The sequence below is a fragment of the uncultured Sulfitobacter sp. genome (genome assembly GCF_947500075.1).
Lineage (GTDB): Bacteria > Pseudomonadota > Alphaproteobacteria > Rhodobacterales > Rhodobacteraceae > Sulfitobacter.
Genome location: NZ_CANMQS010000005.1, coordinates 292942 through 314851, shown reverse-complemented (window position 1 = coordinate 314851; position 21910 = coordinate 292942). Strand labels below are relative to the sequence as shown.

Here is a 21910-nt window from a genome sequence, read left to right as displayed (position 1 = left end):
AGGAACGGATGCAAAAAGTCAGGCGCGACCGGAGGGAGTGACCTGCCGCGCCTGTTGTGCGGCCTGCCTCAGTAGACGTCCGCGCGTGTGTTGAAGACGTTGAACTTGCCCGTAGGAGTGATCAGCCGCTCGTCCTTGATGACGTGCTTCATCTCAAGCGTCTTGTCGTTGACCACCACAATCGCGCTCTCAAGGCTGGCGGCGTTCCAGACGGAGAACCAGATTTCGTTGCCTTCCTTGTTGAACTCACCCTGAACCACACGCGGTTGCCCTTCGGCGATGCCTGCCCATTCAACAATCGGCAGCACGGTGTATTCCGGCTCCTCCTGGCTGAGTTCATCGATCTTGAAGACCGCGACAGAACCCGAAATTTCCGCATCCGGGTTCAGCGGCGCATCCACATAAAGGTGGTTCGACGTGGGGTGCGATTTGACAAAGAGCGACCCGCCGCCCAGCGAATAGAGCTGCTGCACCATTTTCCAGGCGTGATCGGGGTTGCCTTCGGGGTCTGTCCCGATAAGCGCAACCGTGTCATCGCCAAGGTGGGACGTGGCCCAGACCGGACCGTAGGTCGGGTGCATGATGTTGGCCCCGCGACCGGGGTGCGGGGTCTCCCCTTCGGATTCGATAACCGCAACCTTGGTGCTTTCCTTGGTGTCGATCACCACGATCTTGCCCCGCGCATTCGCCGCCGTCAGGAAATACCGCCGGGTGCTGTCCAGCCCGCCGTCGTGCAGGAAGCGTTCGGCGTTGATCTCGGTCACCTTCAGGGCGTCGATGTCGGAGTAATCCACCATCAGGATCTTGCCGGTCTCTTTGACGTTGACCAGAAACTCAGGCTTGTAGTGCGAGCCCAGGATCGCCGCGACGCGGGGTTCGGGGTGGAATTCCTGCTCGTCATAGGTCATGCCGCGTGTGGATTTGATCCGCAGCGGCTCCAGCGTGTCACCGTCCATGATCACGAACTGCGGCGGCCAGTAGGCGCCGGCGATGGCGTATTTGTCCTCGTATCCTTCGAATTTCGACGTCTCGACAGAGCGCGCTTCGGAGCCGACCTTGATCTCGGCCACGGCACCGGGTTCCTTCATCCACAGATCAATCATCACCACCTTGGCGTCCCGGCCAATCACGAACAGATACCGGCCAGAAGCCGAGATCCGGCTGATGTGCACGGCATAACCGGTGTCGATGATCGACTTGATCTCATAGCTGGCGCCATCAATCAGCGCGATCTGGCCCGCGTCCCGCAAGGTGACGGAGAAGAGGTTGTCGATGTCGATGTCGTTCATCTTCTCGGTCGGGCGATCCTCGGGGGCGACGACGACTTTCCAACTGTTGCGCATCTCAGCCATGCCCCATTCGGGCGGCGCGGCGGGGTCAAGCAAGAGGTACCGCGCCATGGCGTCGACCTGCTCTTCGGTCATCTCACCCGAGGTGCCCCAGTTGGGCATGCCTGCCGGGGAGCCGTAGGTGATGAAGTCACGCAGGTATTCATAGCCGTTTTCGCGGGTGATGTCGGTGGTCAGCGCCTTGCCCGTGGCACCGGCGCGCAACACGCCATGACAGCCCGCACAGCGCTGAAAGTAGATCTGGTTGGAGGATTGGTATTCGCTGGGTGTCATCACCGGATCGCCGGGTTTACGACCGGGAATTTCCACCTGGATCTGCCCCAGCGTGGTCAGCGACGGCTGATACGAAGCAGAGGCGTCATCGCCGTGATCGGCGGGTTTGTCCTGCGCATATGACAGGCTGGCAGAGAGGGACAACAAAGCCCCGGCGGCGACGGAACGGGTAAGGGAAGAAAGGGACATAGGCGTGGCTCCAGCTGCATGAAATCCGATGCCCTTAAGGCTGGGCGACACTGGCCACCCTCAGCCTTGACTTTGGTCAAGACGCGCAAACCCGGTGCGCGGCAAGGTCGGATCAGAGGTGGTGATGCGCTTGAAAACCTTGGCGATACTGACCGTTATCGCGTCCCTTTGGGGCGCGTCATTGGCGTGGGCGCAGGGCGCACCTGATGCGGCACAGGCCGCGCGATTGCTGGGGGTCAGCGGTACAGACGTGCTGTTGCAACAGGACGTCGATACGCCGGGTGAATGGCAGGTGCTGGACCCCGAAAGCCGCGATGTCATCGGTCAGATCGGATCCACCTGGGAGATGCTGCACGCGACAGGCTATTCCGGCAAGCCGCTGGACATTCTGGTCGCGGTCGACCCCTCGGGGACCATCACCGGAGCCGAGCTGATTGCGCATGCAGAGCCGATCCTGACGCTGGGCATCTCTGATCAGGACATCGCGGCTTATGTGGACGGATTTGCAGGGCTCCGCGCAGGCGAAGACACGCAATCCCAGGTGCCCGACATCATCAGCCGTGCGACCGTCTCCACCGGCGTGATCCGTGATGCGATCCTGCATACCGCGCGGCTGCTGGCCACGCCGGATCATGGCGGTTTGGACCGGGTCAGCTACACGCCCGCAAGCTGGGCCGGGTTGGAGCGGATGGGCGCCTTTGCCCATACCCGCGTCAGCCTGCGCGCAGCCGCCGTCGCCCTGCCCGACGCCAGACCACCGATCCCGGACAAGGACGGCACCTTTCTGGAGGTCTGGATCAGTGTTCTTGATCCCGCGACCATTGGCCAGAACCTGCTGGGTCCAGCCACCTTCCGCCGCGCCATTGCCGCCCTGCCCGCCGACCATGACGCACTGCTGATTGCCAGCCGTGGATTACACTCCCACCGCGGCACTGCATGGCGCAGGTCGGGTGTGTTTGACCGGGTCACGCTGGCGCAGGACGCTGTGTCCTTTGTTCCACTGGCTGAGGGGTATCAGCGGCTGGGCCAGTTCGACGCCGAGGGCGCGCCGCAGGTGAAAGAAGCCAGCCTTTTCGCCATCCCCCGCGACCGGATCGACATCGCGCGCCCTTTCACTGTGACCATCACGGCAACCCGCGATGCAGTCACCCTGCCGATCCCCCTGCCCTTCGCCCTTGGAGAGACATTCCTGCACCCCGCAGCCCCACCACCCGCGCCGCCGCCCGCGTGGCGCGCAGCCTGGGAGGCCAAGACTGTCCCGCTCATCACACTCGGGATCATGCTGGGCACGCTCTTTGTGATCCTGTTCTTTCAGGATGCCTTCGTCAAACGCCCGCGCCTGTGGCTGTGGGGGCGCACGGCATTTCTGCTCACCACGTTCCTGTGGCTCGGCATGGGCCTTGGGGCGCAGCTTTCGGTGGTGCAGGTGGTCGCGTTTTTCCATGCGTTGCTCAGCGGCTTTCGGTGGGAAGTGTTCCTGCTGGAGCCGCTGATCTTCTGCCTGTGGGGCTTTACCGCCCTTGGCCTGCTGTTCTGGGGGCGCGGGGTTTTCTGCGGATGGCTTTGCCCCTTTGGCGCGTTGCAGGAGCTGACCAATCAGGCCGCGCAGAAGCTGGGCATCAAGCAGATCGCGGTCCCCAATGCGGTGCATGAACGCCTGTGGGTGATCAAGTATACGCTGTTCCTTGCCATTCTGGCGCTGTCTTTCTATGCGATGAAAGACGCGCTGATCCTTGCCGAAGCGGAGCCGTTCAAAACCGCCATTTCGTTGCGGTTTGTCCGCGCCTGGCCCTTCTTGCTGTTTGTCGGTCTGATCCTGACCGTCGGTCTTTATGTGGAGCGTGCCTATTGCCGCTATCTCTGTCCGCTGGGGGCGGCGCTTGCGATCCCGGCCAAGCTCAAGATCTTCGACTGGCTGCGCCGCCGTCCGCAATGCGGGCGCGAATGCCGCTTGTGTGAGCAAAACTGCACGGTGGGCGCCATCGACCCGCTGGGCCGCATCAACCCGAACGAATGTATCCTCTGTCTTCGCTGTCAGATGATCTTCCACGAGCCGCACACCTGTACGGTTCTCAAACGCCGCAACCGCGCGGCCTGACGTCAACGAAAGGAAATCCCATGTTGAAAAAACTTTCCATCGGCCTGCTCACGCTGGCCCTCGCCGCGCCGGCCCTTGCAGAAGGCGATGCCGCCAAGGGCGAAAAGGTGTTTCGCAAGTGCAAAGCCTGCCATGCGGTTGGGGATGGTGCCAAGAACAAGGTGGGGCCGATGCTCAATGGGATCGTTGATGCCGCCGCTGGCGCAAACGCGGGTTTCAAATACTCCGACGCGCTGAAAGCCATGGCCGCCGATGGGTTGGTCTGGGACGAAGCCAGCCTCACCGCCTATCTGACCAAGCCGAAGGATTTCATGGATGGCACCAAGATGTCCTTCCCCGGCCTGCGCAAGGAGGCGGATATCGACAACGTCATTGCCTATCTCGCCACCTTCGAGTGAGCTTTCTTGACTTTCGTTAAGGCCGCCGCGCGCGGCCTTAACCATTCTATCTTCAGGGCCCCCAAATCCGGCCCCTAGAACAAGGAGGATAGGATGCGTGATGTTCTCACGACTTCCATGGCCCGCAACATTTTCTATGGCGGGTCACTGTTTTTCATACTCATCTTCATCGGACTGTCTGTCCATTCCCACCGCTATATCGTCACCACGTCCACGGACACCGCGGGCCTGACCGAAGAGGTCGCCCATGGCAAACGTGTCTGGGAACACAACGCCTGTATCAACTGTCACACCATCCTGGGAGAAGGCGCGTATTTCGCCCCTGAAGTGGGCAACGTGATGAAGCGTTGGGGCGTCGAAGACGATCCCGAAGCGGCGTTCGAGACGCTCAAGGCGTGGATGGACGCGATGCCCACCGGCATCGAGGGGCGGCGGCAGATGCCGAATTTCGATCTCACCGATGAAGAATACCGCGCGCTCAGTGAGTTTCTGCTCTGGACCAACCGGATCAGAAATCAGGACTGGCCGCCGAATGATGCAGGGTAAGGGGACACAGCCATGAAGTATCAATCTCAATCCATCGCGCTGGTCTATTTTTCCGCAGCCCTCGCGCTTTTTGCCATTCAGGTTCTGGGGGGACTGCTGGCCGGTTGGATCTATGTCAGCCCGAATTTTCTGTCGGAACTGCTGCCCTTCAACATCGTGCGGATGCTGCACACCAATTCGCTGATCGTCTGGCTTTTGCTGGGGTTCATGGGTGCTGCGTACTTCGTCCTGCCCGAGGAATGCGAATGCGAGATCCACTCCCCCACGCTGGCCTATATCCAGCTGCTGATCCTGGTGCTTGGCACATTGGGCGTTGTGGTGACCTATGTGTTCAACCTGTTTGAAGGCAACTGGCTGCTGGGCAAAGAGGGGCGCGAGTTCCTGGAGCAACCCTTGTGGGTCAAGCTGGGCATCGTGGTGGCCGCGCTCATCTTCATGTTCAACGTCACCATGACCGCCCTCAAGGGGCGCAAGACAGCCATCTCCAACGTGTTGTTGCTGGGCCTTTGGGGTCTGGTGCTGCTGTTTCTCTTTGCCTTCTACAACCCCTCCAACCTCGCACTGGACAAGCAGTACTGGTGGTATGTCGTGCACCTTTGGGTGGAAGGCACATGGGAGCTGATCATGGCCTCCATCCTCGCCTTTCTGATGCTCAAGCTGACGGGCGTGGACCGGGAGATCGTGGAAAAGTGGCTCTATCTGATCGTGGCCACCGCCCTTTTCTCCGGCATCCTTGGGACGGGTCACCACTACTATTGGATCGGCACGCCGGGGTACTGGCAGTGGATCGGGTCAATATTCTCCAGCCTCGAAGTGATCCCGTTCTTCGGCATGATGGCCTTTGCCTTTGTCATGGTGTGGAAAGGCCGCAAGGATCACCCGAACAAGGCGGCACTGCTGTGGTCATTGGGCTGTGCGACGCTGGCGTTCTTTGGCGCGGGTGTCTGGGGGTTCCTGCATACGCTGCACGGGATCAACTACTACACCCACGGCACGCAGATCACCGCCGCCCACGGGCATCTGGCGTTCTTTGGCGCCTATGTGTCGCTGAACCTTGCGATCTTCAGCTACGCCTTCCCGATCCTGCGCCAGCGTGATCCCTACAATCAGGTGCTGAACATGGCGTCCTTCTGGCTGATGGCCGGTGGCATGACCTTCATGACCTTTGTGCTGACCTTTGCGGGCACGGTGCAAACCCACGCGCAGCGGGTACAGGGGGAGTATTTCATGGACGTGCAGGATGCGCTGACCGTGTTCTACTGGATGCGCTTCGGCTCCGGCGTGGCCGTGGTGATTGGGGCGCTCTTGTTCATCTATGCGGTGGCCCTGCCCCGCAAGGAGATCATCAGCCCCGCTGACAAGCAACCGGTGGCGGCGGAATGAACCTTGCCCGGACACCAACGTCAGGGGGCGTGGCAGACGCCCCCTTTTACATGGCACAAGGGTCCGAATGTGACCTCTTTGAAGCGGCGTTTCGCAATGAAATGCCGCTTCTGCTCAAAGGGCCCACGGGCTGCGGCAAGACGCGGTTTGTGACCCACATGGCCGCGCGCCTGGGGCGGCCGCTCTATACGGTGGCGTGTCACGATGATCTGTCGGCTTCTGATCTGATCGGGCGTTATCTGCTGAAAGGCGGGGACACGGTCTGGGCCGATGGGCCGCTGACCCGCGCGGTGCGCGAGGGGGCGATCTGTTATCTGGATGAGGTGGTGGAGGCGCGCAAGGATGTGACCGTGGTGCTGCACCCGCTGACCGATGACCGCCGCATCCTGCCCATCGACCGGACCGGAGAGACGCTGGAAGCAGCACCCGGCTTCATGTTGGTGGCCTCCTACAACCCCGGCTATCAGAACATTCTCAAGACCTTGAAACCCTCAACCCGGCAGCGGTTCCTGTCCGCCACCTTCGATTTTCCGCCTCCCGATCAGGAGACGAAGATTGTCGCACAGGAGAGCGGGCTGGACCCGGCAAAGTGCAACAACCTTGTGCGGCTTGCGGGAAAGTTCCGGGCGTTAAAGGGACAAGACCTTGAGGAAGGCGTCTCCACCCGGTTGGTGATCTATACCGCGACGCTGATTGCCAAGGGCATGCCGATGCCGCAGGCGATCCATGCCGCGATGATTGAGCCTTTGTCGGATGACGCGGACGTGCAACAGGGCCTGACCGACATCGTCACCGCCATCTTCGGCTGAGGCGATGTCAGACGCCATCGAACCCTGGGAGCCGGAAGAAACCATCGGCAAGCTCTGGCACCGCTGGGCCAGCCATTTTGACGCGCCGGAGGCGCAATACCCCGAAGCAGCCGTGCATCTGGAGAACGAAACCGCGCGGCTTGCCGTCCTCTTCCGTGGCCTTGGCGGCCCCGCATCGGTGGAACTGCGCCCCGTCGCGGCGGAGACGAGCCACCACCGGTTGAGCTTTCGCCGCAAGCTGGGCACATGGGCCGAAACCGTGCCGCAAGCCAGCTTTGACGGCGGCATCCTGCGCCTGCCCGTGACGCTTGATCTGTTTGATGACGCCCCTCTGAACCGCAACCTTTACACATGGCTGACCGCCTGTGCTGCCGGGGTAGAGAAGATCCCGGCTTACTCAGACGATCCGCTTGCGGGCGACCTGACCTATATCCAATCCGCACAAGCCCTCACCCTGCACACGCTGACACATTGTCCCGGCCTCAGACCCCTCCACACGGCTTTGAAAAACGCCCATCTTGCCGCGCGCCCCCGCAACACCCTGCCGCGTACCGAAGCCGCGCTTGAGGCGCTCACCCGCTACACCCTTGGCGAAGGGGACGCGCCGCCTGCCCTGCCCGATACTGCGCCGCGCCACTACCGCCCAGTGCGCCCCGTGCCGCTGTGGCTACGGTTGATCCCGGCCGACGCAAGCCCCTTTCAGGCCAGTGATACGCCCCCGGAAGCCGAAGAAAACACAGAGCAGGAAACGCTGGACACGACCAAGAAGGGCACACGCAAAGCCGCCGATCAGACGGAGCGGCGGGACAGTCTGATCCTGCACAAGTTCGAGGCGATCTTGAGCTTCGCAGACTTTCTGAACCTCAACCGGCGCACCGATGATGATGATCTGGATGCCGCCAAGAAAGCGATGGATGATCTGGATGAACTGTCCCTGACAGACATCTCCAAAGCGCCTGCAACCAAGTTCAAACTGAACCTTGATCTGTCTGCCGCTGACGTGAACCGCGAAGCGATTGCGGGCCGACATACCTATGATGAGTGGGACGTGAAATCGCACAGCTACCTCAAGGATCATTGCTGTGTGTATGCCTCCGACATCGACCCGGCGGAGGCCCCCGCCCCGCAAGATGCCCGCGCCGCGCGCCGCATCCGCACCGTGCGCCGCCAGTTTGAGGCGTTCCGGCCGCGCCCCGTCACGTTGAAATCGCAGCCTGACAGCGACACACTGGACCTGTCATCGGTCATTCGCGCCCGTGCCGATCTGGCCGCCACCGGGTCCGCACAGGACCGGTTGTGGTGCCAGACCCGCCCGACGGCGCGTGATCTGGCGGTTTCCATCCTGATTGACACCTCCCGCAGCACTGAAAGTGCTGTGACGGGCCGTGCGGTCATCGACATTGAGCGCGAGGCGCTGACGGCGCTGGCCTGGGGGCTGCATGCCTGCGGCGATCCGCTGGCCATTCATGGGTTCTCCTCCCTGCGGCGGGACCGGGTCTATGTGGAGCGGTGCAAGGACTTCAGCGACCCCATGAGCGAAGCCATCGAATGCAAGCTGGCAGCCCTGCGGCCGGGGTTCTACACCCGGCTGGGGGCCGCGATCCGCCATGTCTCTGCTGACCTGTCCGGGACGCCGCAGACCTCCAAACTGCTGCTGGTCCTGACCGATGGCAAACCCAATGACATCGACCATTATGAAGGGCGGCACGGTATTGAAGACACCCGCAAAGCGGTGCTTGAGGCGCGCAGGCAGGGCCAGTCCGTGTTCGGCATCACGGTCGATCCGAAAGGACAAAGCTGGTTTCCGCGCCTGTTTGGGCCCGGCGGCTATGCCGTGATTGCGCAGCCCGAGCATCTGACCACCACCCTGCCCGCCCTCTACCGCCAACTGGTCGGAGACGGCGGATGAGCGTCACCCGCCGGGGACTGCCGGGTGAGGTGATGATGTGGGTCCTGATTTTCTCCGAACTGGCGGTCTTCGGGGCGGGATTGCTGGCCTTCATGGCGATGCGCCTGACCGACCCTGCGGGTTTTGCAGCCGCGCAGGCGCATCTGATGGTGGGTCTGGCAGGCGTCAACACGATCATCCTTGTCACCTCTGGCTATGCTGCCGCCCGTGCGGTGATCGCGCAGACCGTGACGGCCACGCGGCTGTGGCTGGCATTGGCCAGCCTTCTGGGTGTCGTGTTCCTGATCCTCAAAGCGGTGGAATACAGCAGTAAATCTGCGGCGGGCATCACCTTTGAGACGCATAGTTTTTTCATGTTCTACTACCTGCTGACCGGGTTTCATGCCGCCCATGTGGTCGCGGGCATCGTGATCCTTGCCCTTGTCGGTTGGTCGGCTGTGCCGCGCGTGGTCCAGACCGGGGCTGCGTTCTGGCATATGGTTGATCTGGTGTGGGTTCTGCTCTTCCCGGTGGTGTATCTGCTATGACGAAACACAATCTTGCGCGGGCATGGGTTCTTTTGGCAGCGCTGACCGTTGTGAGCACACTGCTGCATTTCAGCGATCTGCCTGCCGCGTTGATGGGGGTGATGATCCTGATCATCGCCGGGGCGAAGGCGCGTCTTATTCTGCTGGACTATCTGGAGCTGAGAGGCGTTATGGGTTGGCAAGGGGGTATCCTTGCCGGCCTTGCCGCGTTGATCTCTGTGATGCTGGTCCTGCTGCTGGCTGCGTGACGGCGTGTTACGCGGCGGCCTTGACCGCGACTGCAAGCTCACCCGGCAGATCAAACTCCGCCAGCACCCGTGTTCGGGCGTCGGCAGACATCTTGCGCGCCGTCTTGGCAACGATATCGAGCACCTTTTCCTGCGGATGTTTGGCGGCAAAGGGCCCGAAGTACCACTTCAGAAAGGTGAAACAGATCACATCCTCAAGCTGCTGCACCTCGGCATCCCGTTTGATCCCTTCCTTGCGCAGCAACACACCCACCCGCTCACACTCCTGCGCGTCATAGCCTGCGTCGGCCATCAAACCCGCCAACCGCGCACCGTGCGCACGCCCCTGATCGCGGCGCCAGGTCAGATAGCCTGTGCGCCCTTCGGGGTAGTTCGCCCGTTTGAGCAGCCAGCGTTCGATGTGCTGCCCCCGTGCGGCAATGCGCAGGACGTCGCTGGCCTGCGCCCCAAAAAGCCGGTCGAGTTCCGCAGTCATGCGCAGCCCGTAGAGATAAGCCTCAGGCTGGTCTGCGCCGTCGTCATCCTGCGCCACCTTCGGATCAGCACGGTTTGCGGCATCAATGGCGGCAAGGACGGTGTTCAGCTTGCTGGTCATCAGCGTGCGCTCCATGCTTCTGCGGGGTCTTCATCCGCGTATTGGGCCAGACGCTCCACCGAGGCGATGACGGCGTGGTCCTTCTTGATGGTCACACCATAGCTTCTGAGGCGCCGAAAGGCACGGCTGAGCGATTCCGGCTTCATGCCGAGCCATGCGGCAATCAGCACTTTGTCGTAGGGCAGAACAACAGTGCAATCGCCATGTTTCCCCTTGCAAAGGGACAGCAGAAAATCCGCGATCCGCTGGCCGCCGGTGTGAGACTTGAGCTGTTCGAGATGCTGGACAAGGCACCGGTTGTGTTCCATCGCGCCAGAGAGAACGGATTGGCAGAGTGCCAGATCATCCGCGAGAGCCTGCGCCAGGACATGCGCATCAATCTGCACGACCATGGCATCTGACACCGCTTCGGCACCGGCGACAAAGTCCTGATCGGCCAGTGCGGCCTCTTCTCCGAAGGTATCTGACTTGGTGTGAATCCCCACAACAGCTTCGTTGCCGCAGGGTGTCATGCGATAGGTTTTGACCCATCCGTCAAGGATGATGAAAAGACTATGCGCCCACTCCCCCTGCAGATAGATCGACGACCCGCGGTCAAGTCTGCGCAGGGCCGCGCGTTTTAACAGATCATCCACTCTTGCTGGCGGCACACGATTGAAAATCGCGGCCTCTCTGGCCGTCTCGATCATGGTTTCCATGTCGGTTCTTTCTATGTCCCTGTCGCGGTATGGCTGCACCACGTCGGCGGGTTTTTCCCGCATGGATGGAATATCCATCCTGTGCTCCACGATGGCTGCGGCGGGGCAAACTGTCCTTGAGGAATCTCAAATATGGAGTTCGGGGCTGAAAAAAGTGCCTGCGCTCCAGATCAGGTTTGAGTTCTTCCAACAGGGGCCCCATGCTACGACAGCTTATGATGCCTCAAGGGAGCACCACTATGGACGCGCCATTACTGAATGGTCAGGATCGTCACATCCTGAAAAAATCCGTACTGTGCGCCGCCATGACCGATGAGGAGATGTCCAGTCTTGTCACCAGAGGTTCCATCATCACTCTTGAACGCTCGGAATACCTGTTTGAGCGCGGCACCCGCGCCAAAAACCTGTTTCTGATCCTTGACGGCTGGGCGCAGATCACCAGAGAGGAACGGGATGGGAGTCAAACGCTGATTGCAACTTTTCGGACCGGAGAGAGCCTCGCTGAAGCGCCTGCCTTTCTGGGAAGACCTTACCCTGTCTCTGCCCAGGCAATGACACCGCTGCGGGTCCTCGCCATCAACGGCGAAATGATGCTCACTCTCATACAGGGTAACCGCGATGTGCTCGCTCAGACGCTGGCGTCGGTCTACGGCAAGCTGCATGAGCTGGTCGACAATGTCGAATGGCTCAAGTCGCGCACCCTTCGGGAGCGGCTGGCGAAATTCCTGCTGGAACAAGCCAAGGGCAACGACAAGCCGTCAACCTTCACTCTGCCTTTCAGCAAATCCCTCATCGCGGCCAAGCTGGGCACCAGCCCACAGCAGTTGTCCCGGACCTTTTCCGAATTGCAGAAATTCGGCGTTCAGATCGACGGACAAGTGGCGCAGATCGCGGACAAAGACCGTCTGCGCGAGATGTTACAAAAAGACTGACTCATCCCCGGTAGGCAAGCGCGGCACCGTCAAAATGGCGGAGCATCATTTGCGTGTCCTGGGCATTCAGACAGCAGGCCGCCGTTGAAAGCGCATCGGCAACGGCGGCACTGTCGTGCAGGACACTGACCGTCCCCCAGCGCGCCGTTGAACGCCCGGTGCGCGGGTCAAGGATATGTCCCTGTCCGTCTGGCAGAACGGTGCCTTCCGGCGAAGATGTGGCAAGCGCCCGGTCCCGCAGGGAAACCTGTGCCAGAACCGCTCCTGTCGGCGCGGCAATGCCGATCCGCCAGCCGCCGTCACCCGGCCGCATGCCCAGCGCGCGTTGCTCCCCCGCGTCGACAACCAGATCGCGCAGCCCCTGCCCGCGCAGCACAGCGGCGACACGGTCCGTGATGTACCCCTGTGCGATGCCATTGAGTGTCAACGCGGTCCTGGGCCGCAACACGATCTCATCCGCAGCAAGCCGCAGATCGCCGAAACCACCCTGAACCTTCGGGTCCGGCACCCCCATCGCGCGCGCCTGCCACAGCCTCTGTATGCTTGGATCAAAGGCCCCTTCCGAGGCCGACCAGACAGCCGCAGACAGGCTCAGCACTTCCAGCAGTTCGGGCGGTGGCTGCGTCAGACGGCCTGCGGCGTTCAGTTTTGAGAGCGCGGACCCGGTCTGATAGAGGCTGAAAATCGCCTCAAGGCGGGCAATCTCATCGCGGACCATGGCAAAGACCGGCCCTGCTTCATCCTGCGTCATCCCGGCCAGCACGATCTGCGCGGGCGCCCCAAGCGCCACACCTTGCCAATGTGCGGCTGGCGCTGCTGCGGCGGCCTGAGCGCTCAGCCCTGCCAAGGGGACGGCGGCTGATATCTGGAGCAGCCTGCGCCGGGTTACGGTTGCCTGTGTCATTGGGACTCCTCCTGCCGAAACACCAGTTCTACGGGTGCCAGAAAGGCTTCATCGGGGACCGCATCCATGCGGTAGATTGTGCCGCCATGGCGCGCCGCAAAGCTCTGCGCTGCGGCGGGATCAGAGAAGGGCACCAGTTCCGGCGCGCCCATGCCACCGACCTTGCCGGACCCGATCACGAAATGGGCGTCATTGGCGTGCATCCAGTTGTCCGCACCGGGCGTCTCCCAGGGGGCTTGCGCCATGTCATTCACGTAGATGGCCGCGATATAGCCTTCCTGCTCTGCGCTGGCGACATAGGTGAAGGCATCACGAACCTGCGCAAAGAAGATCGGATCGGGCATGCCATCGAGAAAGATCTGCGCCTTGGGACCGGGATGTTCGGAGATGTCCATCATGCAGTAATACGCCACGTTTTCAGCGGTCAGCGGTAAGGGATCGGGGGCTTCCGCGACCTCATCCTTGCAGGCCGCAAGCAGGGCCAGCGACAATACCAAAAGCACTCTCATGGAACCCTCCGTCCAAAAACCAGCCGCGCCAGCATCAAGCCGACCAAAGGCCATGCAAACAGCGACACCAGTGCGGCCCCCTGCGGCAAAGCCGCAACTGCCGAGCCCATGCCACTGACCAAGGCCTGATCGGCGGATGCCGTCACACTGAAGAGCCGCAGCGCATCGGCGGGGTTGGCGGCCAGCACCCAGGGGAACACCTGTCGGCTGAACGTGCCGCCATTGTCCCAGACCACCAACGCCAGCAGCACCAGATCATAGAGCACCACAAGGATCAGCCAGACGAACCCGGCGCCGCCTGCGGCCGCAGCAACTGATCTGCTGAAACTGGACACAACGTAGCCGAAAGCCAGAAACGCCGCCCCCAACAGGACCGAACCCGCCATCAGCCGCACCAGCGCCAGCCCGCTGTCCACGCCCGCCCCCCCAAGGGCGAAGGCCAGCACACCCGCCACGCCAAACCCCATCACCACCGCAATGGCCAAACCCGCCAGATGCGCGCTGAACTTGCCCAGCAACAGCGTTCCCCGCGACACCGGATAGGTCAGCACCAGCGCCAGCGATCCCCGTTCAGCGTCCCCCGCGATGGCTTCAAACGACATCAACAGCGCCACCAAGGGCACCAGATAGACCGCAAGCGTTGTCATCGACGCGACCGACACCGTCAGCAGATCAACGCCCAGCGCACCAGACGTCGTGGCCCCGGCCAGAGTCAGGGCAAGCGCAAAGACCGCCAGCAATGCCGTGGCGATCACCAGCCAGCGGTTGCGGCGCAGGATGCGGAACTCCACCCCGGCGATGGCAAGGATCATGCTCATGCGCTGCTCTCCTGTTGCGAATAGTGGCGGTAGAGGTCTTCGAGCGAGGGCGGAATGATTTCCATATCCGCGACTTCCGCGCCCAGCGCCGTTACTTCAGCCAGCCGCGCCATCTTTTTATCCGGGGTCACAGCAAATTCCACCCGCGCCCCATTGATCCGCTGCCCGCCAAACCGGGCAAAGAGCGCGCCTGCATCACCCGGCGCCTCAACCCGGATACGGATGGGCAACCCGGCGCGCGCAAAAAGCGTGGGCAAGGGCGCATCCGCCACCAGCGCACCCCTGCGCAGGATGGCAATGCGGTCGGTGCGGGCTTCAATCTCTGTCAGGGCATGGGAGGCGATCATGACGCCAGTGCCCTGCGCGGCCAACCCGTCGATCAGCGTGTAAAGATCATGCCGCGCAATCGGGTCCAGCCCGCTAGTCGGCTCATCCAGCAGCGCCAGTGCGGGTTTGCCCAGAAACACCTGCGCCATGCCAAGGCGCTGGCGCATGCCCTTGGAGTAGGTGCCGATGCGCCGGTCGGCGGCGTGGCCCAGCCCCACGTGATCCAGCAAATCATCCGCTTCCTTGCGGTGTACTCTGGCCAGCTTGGCAAAAAGCCGCAATTGCTCGCGTCCCGTCAGCGCGGGATGAAACGCCACCGCTTCGGGCAGATAGGCCACCGCCGCCCGCGCCGCTGCACTGCCGATCGCGTGCCCTGCAATCAGCACGCGGCCACGGTCAATCGGCAGCAGGCCGAGGATGCCTTTCATCAAGGTCGATTTGCCCGCGCCGTTGTGCCCCAGGAGCGCAACGCGCTCTCCTGCCTGAACAGTAAGCGACACATCTGACACACCGCCATCGCCTTTGAAGCGCCGGGTGAGGTTCGCCACCTCAAGAACGGATCTATCCACCATAGCCTGCCCCCCAGTCCGGCACGGAAATCTCCACCGGGCGCATCAAAGGTGCGCTGTCCATCACCCCGCCGGGGGTCAGCGCGGGAAACGCCGACTGCGCCCATTGCACCAGTTGCACCGCTGGCGATCCCAGCAAAAGCCGGGCGGCGGGTTGGCTCCACAAGACCTGATCAATGCTGTCATTGGGCCGGTAGGTGCCGTCGGCGATCCCGTTGCCATCCAGATCGGTTGCCACGAAATCGGACCAGTAGTTCCCCCGACCCTCTGTCGCCCAGTCGAGCCATTTGGTGGAGACGTATTTGACCTGCGTCCGGTTGCCGACAAAGGCGTTGCCGGTCACTGTGTTCCGCTCGGACCCGGCGGTGAAATGGATGCCGATGCCGCAGCGTTCGAACCGGTTGTCTTCAATCGTGTTCTTGTGGGCGTTGTAGACGAAGAGGCACTTCTTCGCGCCGTCCTGCACGTAGTTGCCGCGCACCTCGGACCGGTTGGTGAAGTTCAGCATCACCCCGTGGTCCCGGTCATTGATAGAGACATTGTCCAGCACCTTGACCCGTTTGGAATACATCACTGCAAAGCCGAGGTGGTTGCCCATCGAGAGGTTTCCGCTGACCTCGCTTTCGTTGGCATACATGTAGTGCACCGCAAACCGCAGGTCGCGGAACCGGTTGCCGCGAAAGATGTTGCGCTTGGAGGTATTGACGAAGATGCCATCCCGGCCCCAGCGCACATCGTTGCCTTCGACAATCGTACCCGGCGCATTCCAGACGTAGATGCCGTTGCCGCGCTGGTTCATCCGGTGGCCTTGGCGGCCTTCGATGACATTGCCGCGGATCACCGCATCCCGCGCGCCGTGCACATCAATGCCGTAGAGGTTCCCGTGCAGGACATTCCCCGCAATCACCGCGCCCATGGCGGCTTTCGTCAGGGTGATGCCAGCGTCCTTCGTTTCGTGATCATCACCCGATCCGCTGATCAGCAACCCCTCGACGACGACACCCGGCGCATCCACCGTCACGACCGAGCCTTGCCCGGTCCCGGTAACCCGGACCCCGTCCCCGCCGATCAGCTTTATGCCACGTGAGATATGCACCGGGCCTTCGTAAAGGCCCGGCGCCAGCCGCAACACCGCACCCGGTGGAGCGGCGTCCACCATGGGCTGCAAGGGCGTGCCGGTACCGGCCAGCGCAGGGACAGCGCCGATCAATACCAACAGGATCACCCTCAACAGACCCATCGCTTCAAGCCGACCGGGGTTCGACGAACATCCGGCCGCGCATCTCCATGTGGAGGGCATGGCAGAACCACTGGCAGTAGTACCAATGCACGCCCGGACGGTCCGCTGTGAACGTGACCGAAGACGTCTGCTGCGGTCCCACTTCCATCGCGATCCCGTGGTTGGACAGGCAGAAACCATGGGTCACATCGTCGATGTCATCCAGATTGGTGACATAGATCGTCACCTCATCCCCCTGCTGCACAGTGAACTTCTCAAGGCTGAACTCAGGCGCGATGGAGTACATGTAGACCCGCACCTTGTTGCCATCCCGGATGGGTTCGGGATGCCCGTCCTCAAGATCCACACCATCCGCTGCCGCCTGCCGACGCGCGGCTTCCCAGCCCGGATCATCGCGGCTGTAGATGTTGACCGGGTTCACCTTTGAGGCATGTACGATGATACTGTCATGCGGTTCGGCAAAAGTCGGGCCGTCATGCACCACCTTCATCTGATCGCTTGAGATGTCGATCAACTGCTCGTTCTCCGGCTTCAGCGGCCCTGTGTTCAGGAACCGGTCCTTGGAAAACTTGTTCATCGAGATCAGCCATTTGCCGTCGGCTTCCGCCGTCTCCCCCATAGAGGTGGAGTTGTGGCCCGGCTGGTAATGCACATCGACTTTGGAAATGATCGGATCCACATCCGCCCCACCGTAGGCCTCAATGGCTTTCGCCATGTTCCACTTGACCACCTGGCTATCAAGGAACAGCGTGGTAAAGCAGTTGCCTTTGCCGTCAAACGCCGTGTGAAGCGGGCCCAGACCCAGCTCAGGCTCCGCCACGATGGCAGACCGTGGGTCCGCGCCTTCAAACACCGCATCGACCTTTGTGACATCGATCACCGATACCGTGGGCGACAGTTTGCCGTTGATCACGATATGCTGCTTGTCGGGGGCCGCGTTACAGCCGTGCGGGCTGTTCGGGATCGGGATGTAGCGGGTGAGCTGGCTGCCCGCCGTCTTGCGCCCGTCGAGCACCCGCACGCCGTTCAGCATCTGACCTTCGCCAGCGGCGACCGCTGCTTCGATGGCCTTGATGTTGAAGACCACGCAGTGATCCGTCTCATTCGCCGTCATTTCGGCAAGGTTCATCCCCATCTCAGAGTTATAGGAGGTCGCAAAAGCGTATTTGCCCTGATAATCCGCATCGCAGTTATCAAGGTTGCCGCTGACGATCACCTGCCAGGCGACTTTCATCTCATCGCCATCAATGGCGGTGAAGATGTTCACGTATTCCTCTGGCTTGTCGAGCACTTTGCCATCGTTCACCAAGGGCACTTCGTGTTCGCCATTGGCAAAGATATATCCGGTGCGCGGATACTTTTGCGGCCGCATGCCGTGGATGTCCTGGGCATTGGGGATCTCAATGATCTTGTCGCATTTCATGATGTCACAACGGATACGCGCGACCCGCGTGTTCGCCTTGTCATTGGCGAAGATGTAACGACCATCATAGGTGCCGTCGGTGAACGACATATGCGGGTGGTGCAGATCGCCATTGTCGTAGGTTTTCATGCCGCGCTTGGCGAGCATTTCCTTGGTCTCTGGCAGCAGGCCTTCGGTCAGGACCTGAAGGCTCTCGTTGGTCTGACCCCAGCCGGTGGCGGAGCACCGGTTGAAGACCGGAATGCGCATCAACTCGCGCATGGACGGAAAGCCCAGGATACGCACTTCGCCCGTCTGACCAGACGACCAGAAGCCGTAGTATTCATCCAGCTCACCGGGCGCGAGGTTGAAGTTGCCTTCCGCCGCATGGGCGGGCGTTGCACTGCCCAGCAATCCTGCCCCGCCCGCAGCAGCCAATGCAGCCCCTCCGGCAGTTGCCCCCATCAATTGGCGGCGGTTCAATCGCATCTTTGACTTGCGTTCTTCTTCAGACATGGTGCGTCTCCTTCTTTATTGCGTTTCCAAAACAGGTGGTTTCTTGGTGAAGGCCTCCAGTGCCTCCGTGCTGGCCGCACTTTTGGCGCGGCGTCTGACTTGTTTGATGATCACCGGGCATTTGGCCTCGGACTGGTAGAGCACCTGACAATGCAGGCAGTTCACACATTCGTTCGGGTTGATCTCTCCGGTTGGGTGGATCGCCTGAACGGGGCATTCATTGGCGCAGGTGTGGCAAGGGTTGCCGCAGTCGCGGTAGCGTTTGAGCCAGTCGAACATGCGGATGCGCGCAGGGATCGCCAGCGCCGCCCCCAGCGGGCAGACGTAGCGGCAATAGAAACGCTCCACGAACAGCCCAATCGCCAGCATCCCCAGCGCAAAAACCACGAAAGGCCAGTCGCGGGCGAATTTCAGGATGATCGCGGTCTTGAACGGCTCCACCTCTGCCAGCGCTTCGGCGCGGGGCAATGAGGTGAGCGAAACGGCAAAGAGGCCGAGGAAGATCATGTACTTGGCAGGCCATAACCGCTCATGCAGGCCCCATGGCAGATCGAATTGCGGGATTTTCACCGCCCGCGCGATCTTGTTGGACAACTCCTGCAAGGCGCCGAAAGGACACAGCCAGCCGCAATAGGCCCCCCTGCCCCAGAACAGCAATGCGGCTGCAATCGCGAACCACTGGATGAACACCAGCGGGTCCAGCAGGAAAGCATCCCATGAGAACCCCGACCGCATCGCGCCACCCAGCGCCAGCAGGTTCACCACCGACAATTGCGCGTTCATCATCCAGCCAAGGAACACCAGCGTCACGGTCAGATAGCCAACCCGCAGCCAGTAGAAAAACCGGGCGTTGCGGGTGATCTGTTTCTGGAAAAAGAAGATGCCGGTCAGCACGCCCAGCATGGCAGCCAGAATGCCGATCTCAACCTGTTTGTCGCGCCACACCCGCTGCCAGAGCGCGGCTTTGGCGGCGGCCTCATCCTCTACCACGGGATGGGTGACAGGTGCCGCCTTGATGAAACGTTCCGGCAATTGGTAGCCCAGATCAGATGTCACAAACGCCTTGCTGACCGCGCCGGTGGCGCGCTGGACCAGCAGTTGCAGCCGCCACGGCGCCGCCGGATCAAACTCGGCATCGGCAGGGATCTTGAAAAGGTCCAGTTCGACAAAGGCAGGCGCATCTTCGGGGGCCAGACGGCCCAGCCGCTTGTGATCGCGGTCAAAGAACCGCACGGCGCGGTCGCCTTGAATAAGCTGAATACGGTCAAAGATGCCGCCCCGCACGTAACCCGAGCCCTTGAAGGAATACGTGCCCCGCCCGGTGACAAGGATCGCTTCTTCGCCCTCCTCCAGCCACTCCGTCAGGTTGGCGTATTCCGCTTCGCCCAGCAGGGTGCGGCCAATCTCGGGGATGCTGACAATCGCTGCCGTCATCTCGATAAAGGTGTCCTCTGCCGCGCCGGGTTCGGGGCGCGCGATGGCTTTTTCATCCCCGCCCTGTTCAAACGCGCGGTTGACCTGACCGATGTCCAGGGCCAGCTGCCGCACTGATCCATCGCCCGTCAGCGTCATCCAGTCCGCCGTTGCATCACTGGTGCGGTCAATCTCCCGACGGGGGACGGCCACTGACGGGGCAAGGCCCCCAAGTGCCAGCATCCGCGCCACCTTGATGCCTGCGCGCACGATGCTGTCGTCGATCACCATGATCGTGACCGTGGCACCAGAGATGATGTCCAGCTCATGCCCTGCGCCCCCCGTCTCAGCCTCAACTTTCAGGTCGAGGCCCCGATACCCTTCGGTAAGCGCCTTGATCTTGCGATCCGGGATGCCGATCAGCACGATGGGTTCGGAGTGTTTGACCAGATGCGCCGCCATCAGGTTGGCATCCGGGTCGATGCCCGCCACCACGTGGATGGGCTTGCCGGAATACCCCGTTGTGCCGACGAAGTCAGAGGTCAGGAAAACGTAGCCAACCGTCGCGCCACCCTTGAGAACAGCGGCGACTTTTGTGTCGGGGTCAATCGCGCCGAACCCATCAGCGCCCTCGGCGAAGTCGGCCGCGCTGAGGTTCGGCAGGAAGGTTGCCAATGTGTCGGCAGCACTGCTGCGCGCTGTGGCCAAAAGGCTCACCAGAAAAACGCAGCACACTGCGACAACAACCCTGAATGGAAACATGCGGAGGCTCCTCCGCGCGACTATTCAGGGAATGGGCGTCTTTATCCTTAACCAAAGTCAAGGCAACGCGGGCGCGAAACCGTCGGAAGCTCTGGACAGAAAGGGGCCGCGATTTGAGTGAGATCAAAGCCTTGCCCTGACCCTTCGGTGGATAAAGCAGTGTGTGGTGCGCCCGGATGCTTGGGGCGTACAGGAATGGTAGGACAACATATGGCCCGCACGGTCGAACAAATGCGCCACTGGCATGGTCCGGCATTGCTCAGCTACGGCTTTCGACCCTTCTTTCTTGGGGCGGCCCTGTGGGCGGTGATTGCGATGCTTTTGTGGGTGCCGATGATGACCGGTGGCGTGACCCTGCCCACGGCGTTTGACCCGGTGTCCTGGCACGCACATGCCTTCTTGTTTGGATACCTGCTGGCTGTCGTGGCAGGCTTTTTGCTGACAGCGGTCCCCAACTGGACCGGGCGCCTGCCGATTGTCGGCTGGCCGCTTGCGCTGCTGTTTGCGCTCTGGATCGCCGGACGCGCGGCGGTTGCCCTGTCATCTTACCTGCCCCCCTTTGCCACTGCCCTGATTGATCTGGCCATGCCCGTGGCCCTGACCGCAGTCATCGCCCGAGAGATCATCGCGGGCCGCAACTGGCGCAACCTGATGGTGCTGGGCATGCTGGTGCTCATCATGATCGGCGACGCAGTCTTTCACTGGGAAGCCGCCTCAGGCGCATATCCCGCTCAGGGCTATGGCCTGCGCATCGGCCTTGGCGCGGGTATTTTGATGATCAGCGTCATCGGCGGGCGGGTCGTCCCCTCCTTCACACGCAACTGGCTGGCCAAGCAGAACGCGACAACCCTGCCGGTTCCGCCGATGCAGCGCTTCGACAAGATCGCCTTGCTGGCGATGCTAGTGGCTTTGACCGGTTGGGTCGCGATGCCGGATGCCCGTTGGGTGGCTGCGCTGCTGGCGGTGGCCGGTGTGCTGCATATCCTGCGGCTGGCGCGCTGGGCCGGCAGATGGACGCTTGCCGAACCGCTGATCGCGGTGCTGCATGTTGCCTATGCCTTTGTCCCGCTCGGCGCGATGGCCCTTGCTTTGGAAATCCTGATCCCCGGCACGGCAGGTCGTGGAACGGTGCAGCACCTGTGGATGGCGGGCGCGATTGGGTTGATGACACTTGCGATTATGACCCGTGCAACGCTGGGTCACACTGGACAGCCGCTCACCGCGACCGGCGGGACGGTCATGATCTACGGCGCGCTGATCCTTGCCGTTGTCCTGCGCGTCTTTGCGGGCGTCTGGCCCGGCCTTGCGACCCCTTTTTACTGGGCCGCTGCGGTTCTCTGGGTCACGGCCTTTCTGGGTTTTGCCATACACTATGGACGGCTCTTGCTGCTGAGCCGTTCATCCGCTTCTGACTAGACATGTCTGAATCGCGATTCAGGACGTTCTGAATCGCGTCTCCGGGCGAAGATTGCGCGCCGGACCGCTTTGTTGGAGGT

General features: G+C 61.7%; 20 protein-coding genes. 10 read left to right on the top strand and 10 right to left on the bottom strand.

Annotated features, from left to right (window positions below; all coding sequences use genetic code 11):
- Positions 1–68: 68 nt before the first annotated feature.
- On the bottom strand, positions 69–1811 hold the full coding sequence (locus Q1A91_RS17330; protein ID WP_299880322.1) for a cytochrome D1 domain-containing protein: 1743 nt from the start codon (positions 1809–1811) through the stop codon (positions 69–71).
- 124 nt (positions 1812–1935) lie between these two features.
- On the opposite strand from Q1A91_RS17330, the gene Q1A91_RS17325 reads away from it, so the two are divergent.
- The 8 genes from Q1A91_RS17325 (at position 1936) to Q1A91_RS17290 (ending at position 9729) form a co-directional block, all read left to right on the top strand.
- Positions 1936–3909, top strand: coding sequence for a NosR/NirI family protein (locus Q1A91_RS17325; RefSeq protein WP_299880319.1), 1974 nt, complete (start codon positions 1936–1938; stop codon positions 3907–3909).
- Positions 3910–3929: 20 nt separating this feature from the next.
- Positions 3930–4307, top strand: a complete 378-nt coding sequence (locus tag Q1A91_RS17320; protein ID WP_299880316.1) for a cytochrome c family protein — start codon at positions 3930–3932, stop codon at positions 4305–4307.
- A 93-nt stretch (positions 4308–4400) separates the two neighbouring features.
- Complete coding sequence (locus Q1A91_RS17315) at positions 4401–4853, top strand: cytochrome c (RefSeq protein ID WP_299880312.1); 453 nt, start codon at positions 4401–4403, stop codon at positions 4851–4853.
- Between the two features lie 12 nt (positions 4854–4865).
- Positions 4866–6236 carry a cbb3-type cytochrome c oxidase subunit I gene (locus Q1A91_RS17310; protein WP_299880310.1) on the top strand — a complete coding sequence of 457 codons (1371 nt, stop codon included), beginning with the start codon at positions 4866–4868 and terminating at the stop codon, positions 6234–6236.
- On the top strand, positions 6233–7045 hold the full coding sequence (locus tag Q1A91_RS17305; protein ID WP_299880308.1) for a CbbQ/NirQ/NorQ/GpvN family protein: 813 nt from the start codon (positions 6233–6235) through the stop codon (positions 7043–7045). Before Q1A91_RS17310 ends, Q1A91_RS17305 begins: the two co-directional genes overlap by 4 nt.
- A gap of 4 nt (positions 7046–7049) precedes the next feature.
- Complete coding sequence (locus Q1A91_RS17300) at positions 7050–8954, top strand: nitric oxide reductase D protein (RefSeq protein WP_299880307.1); 1905 nt, start codon at positions 7050–7052, stop codon at positions 8952–8954.
- On the top strand, positions 8951–9481 hold the full coding sequence (locus tag Q1A91_RS17295; protein ID WP_299880305.1) for a cytochrome c oxidase subunit 3: 531 nt from the start codon (positions 8951–8953) through the stop codon (positions 9479–9481). The genes Q1A91_RS17300 and Q1A91_RS17295 overlap by 4 nt, the downstream gene beginning before the upstream one ends.
- Positions 9478–9729 carry a cytochrome C oxidase subunit IV family protein gene (locus tag Q1A91_RS17290; RefSeq protein WP_299880302.1) on the top strand — a complete coding sequence of 84 codons (252 nt, stop codon included), beginning with the start codon at positions 9478–9480 and terminating at the stop codon, positions 9727–9729. The genes Q1A91_RS17295 and Q1A91_RS17290 overlap by 4 nt, the downstream gene beginning before the upstream one ends.
- A 7-nt stretch (positions 9730–9736) precedes the next feature.
- Here the strand turns inward: Q1A91_RS17290 and Q1A91_RS17285 are convergent, their stop codons facing one another.
- Together Q1A91_RS17285 and Q1A91_RS17280 are read right to left on the bottom strand one after the other, a co-directional pair.
- Positions 9737–10324 (bottom strand): DUF4202 domain-containing protein, encoded by a 588-nt coding sequence (locus Q1A91_RS17285; protein WP_299880299.1) that lies wholly within the window; start codon positions 10322–10324, stop codon positions 9737–9739.
- On the bottom strand, positions 10324–11100 hold the full coding sequence (locus tag Q1A91_RS17280) for a Crp/Fnr family transcriptional regulator (protein ID WP_299880297.1): 777 nt from the start codon (positions 11098–11100) through the stop codon (positions 10324–10326). Before Q1A91_RS17280 ends, Q1A91_RS17285 begins: the two co-directional genes overlap by 1 nt.
- A gap of 161 nt (positions 11101–11261) precedes the next feature.
- Between Q1A91_RS17280 and Q1A91_RS17275 the strand changes: the two genes are divergently transcribed.
- Positions 11262–11954 carry a Crp/Fnr family transcriptional regulator gene (locus Q1A91_RS17275; RefSeq protein ID WP_299880293.1) on the top strand — a complete coding sequence of 231 codons (693 nt, stop codon included), beginning with the start codon at positions 11262–11264 and terminating at the stop codon, positions 11952–11954.
- A 1-nt stretch (position 11955) separates the two neighbouring features.
- Here the strand turns inward: Q1A91_RS17275 and Q1A91_RS17270 are convergent, their stop codons facing one another.
- The 7 genes from Q1A91_RS17270 to Q1A91_RS17240 are packed head-to-tail and all read right to left on the bottom strand — an operon-like array spanning position 11956 to position 20414.
- Positions 11956–12858: an FAD:protein FMN transferase gene (locus tag Q1A91_RS17270; protein WP_299880290.1), complete on the bottom strand. Its 903-nt coding sequence runs from the start codon at positions 12856–12858 to the stop codon at positions 11956–11958.
- Positions 12855–13367, bottom strand: coding sequence for a nitrous oxide reductase accessory protein NosL (locus Q1A91_RS17265; protein WP_299880287.1), 513 nt, complete (start codon positions 13365–13367; stop codon positions 12855–12857). The genes Q1A91_RS17270 and Q1A91_RS17265 overlap by 4 nt, the downstream gene beginning before the upstream one ends.
- A complete protein-coding gene (locus Q1A91_RS17260; protein ID WP_299880285.1) occupies positions 13364–14185 on the bottom strand; it encodes an ABC transporter permease subunit in 822 nt (273 codons plus the stop codon). Before Q1A91_RS17260 ends, Q1A91_RS17265 begins: the two co-directional genes overlap by 4 nt.
- Positions 14182–15084, bottom strand: coding sequence for an ABC transporter ATP-binding protein (locus tag Q1A91_RS17255; RefSeq protein WP_299880282.1), 903 nt, complete (start codon positions 15082–15084; stop codon positions 14182–14184). Before Q1A91_RS17255 ends, Q1A91_RS17260 begins: the two co-directional genes overlap by 4 nt.
- A complete protein-coding gene (locus tag Q1A91_RS17250; RefSeq protein WP_299880559.1) occupies positions 15074–16321 on the bottom strand; it encodes a nitrous oxide reductase family maturation protein NosD in 1248 nt (415 codons plus the stop codon). The genes Q1A91_RS17255 and Q1A91_RS17250 overlap by 11 nt, the downstream gene beginning before the upstream one ends.
- A 4-nt stretch (positions 16322–16325) precedes the next feature.
- Complete coding sequence (nosZ, locus tag Q1A91_RS17245; RefSeq protein ID WP_299880277.1) at positions 16326–18239, bottom strand: TAT-dependent nitrous-oxide reductase; 1914 nt, start codon at positions 18237–18239, stop codon at positions 16326–16328.
- A gap of 15 nt (positions 18240–18254) precedes the next feature.
- Complete coding sequence (locus Q1A91_RS17240; protein ID WP_299880274.1) at positions 18255–20414, bottom strand: NosR/NirI family protein; 2160 nt, start codon at positions 20412–20414, stop codon at positions 18255–18257.
- Between the two features lie 210 nt (positions 20415–20624).
- On the opposite strand from Q1A91_RS17240, the gene Q1A91_RS17235 reads away from it, so the two are divergent.
- On the top strand, positions 20625–21830 hold the full coding sequence (locus Q1A91_RS17235; protein WP_299880271.1) for an NnrS family protein: 1206 nt from the start codon (positions 20625–20627) through the stop codon (positions 21828–21830).
- Positions 21831–21910 lie beyond the last annotated feature (80 nt).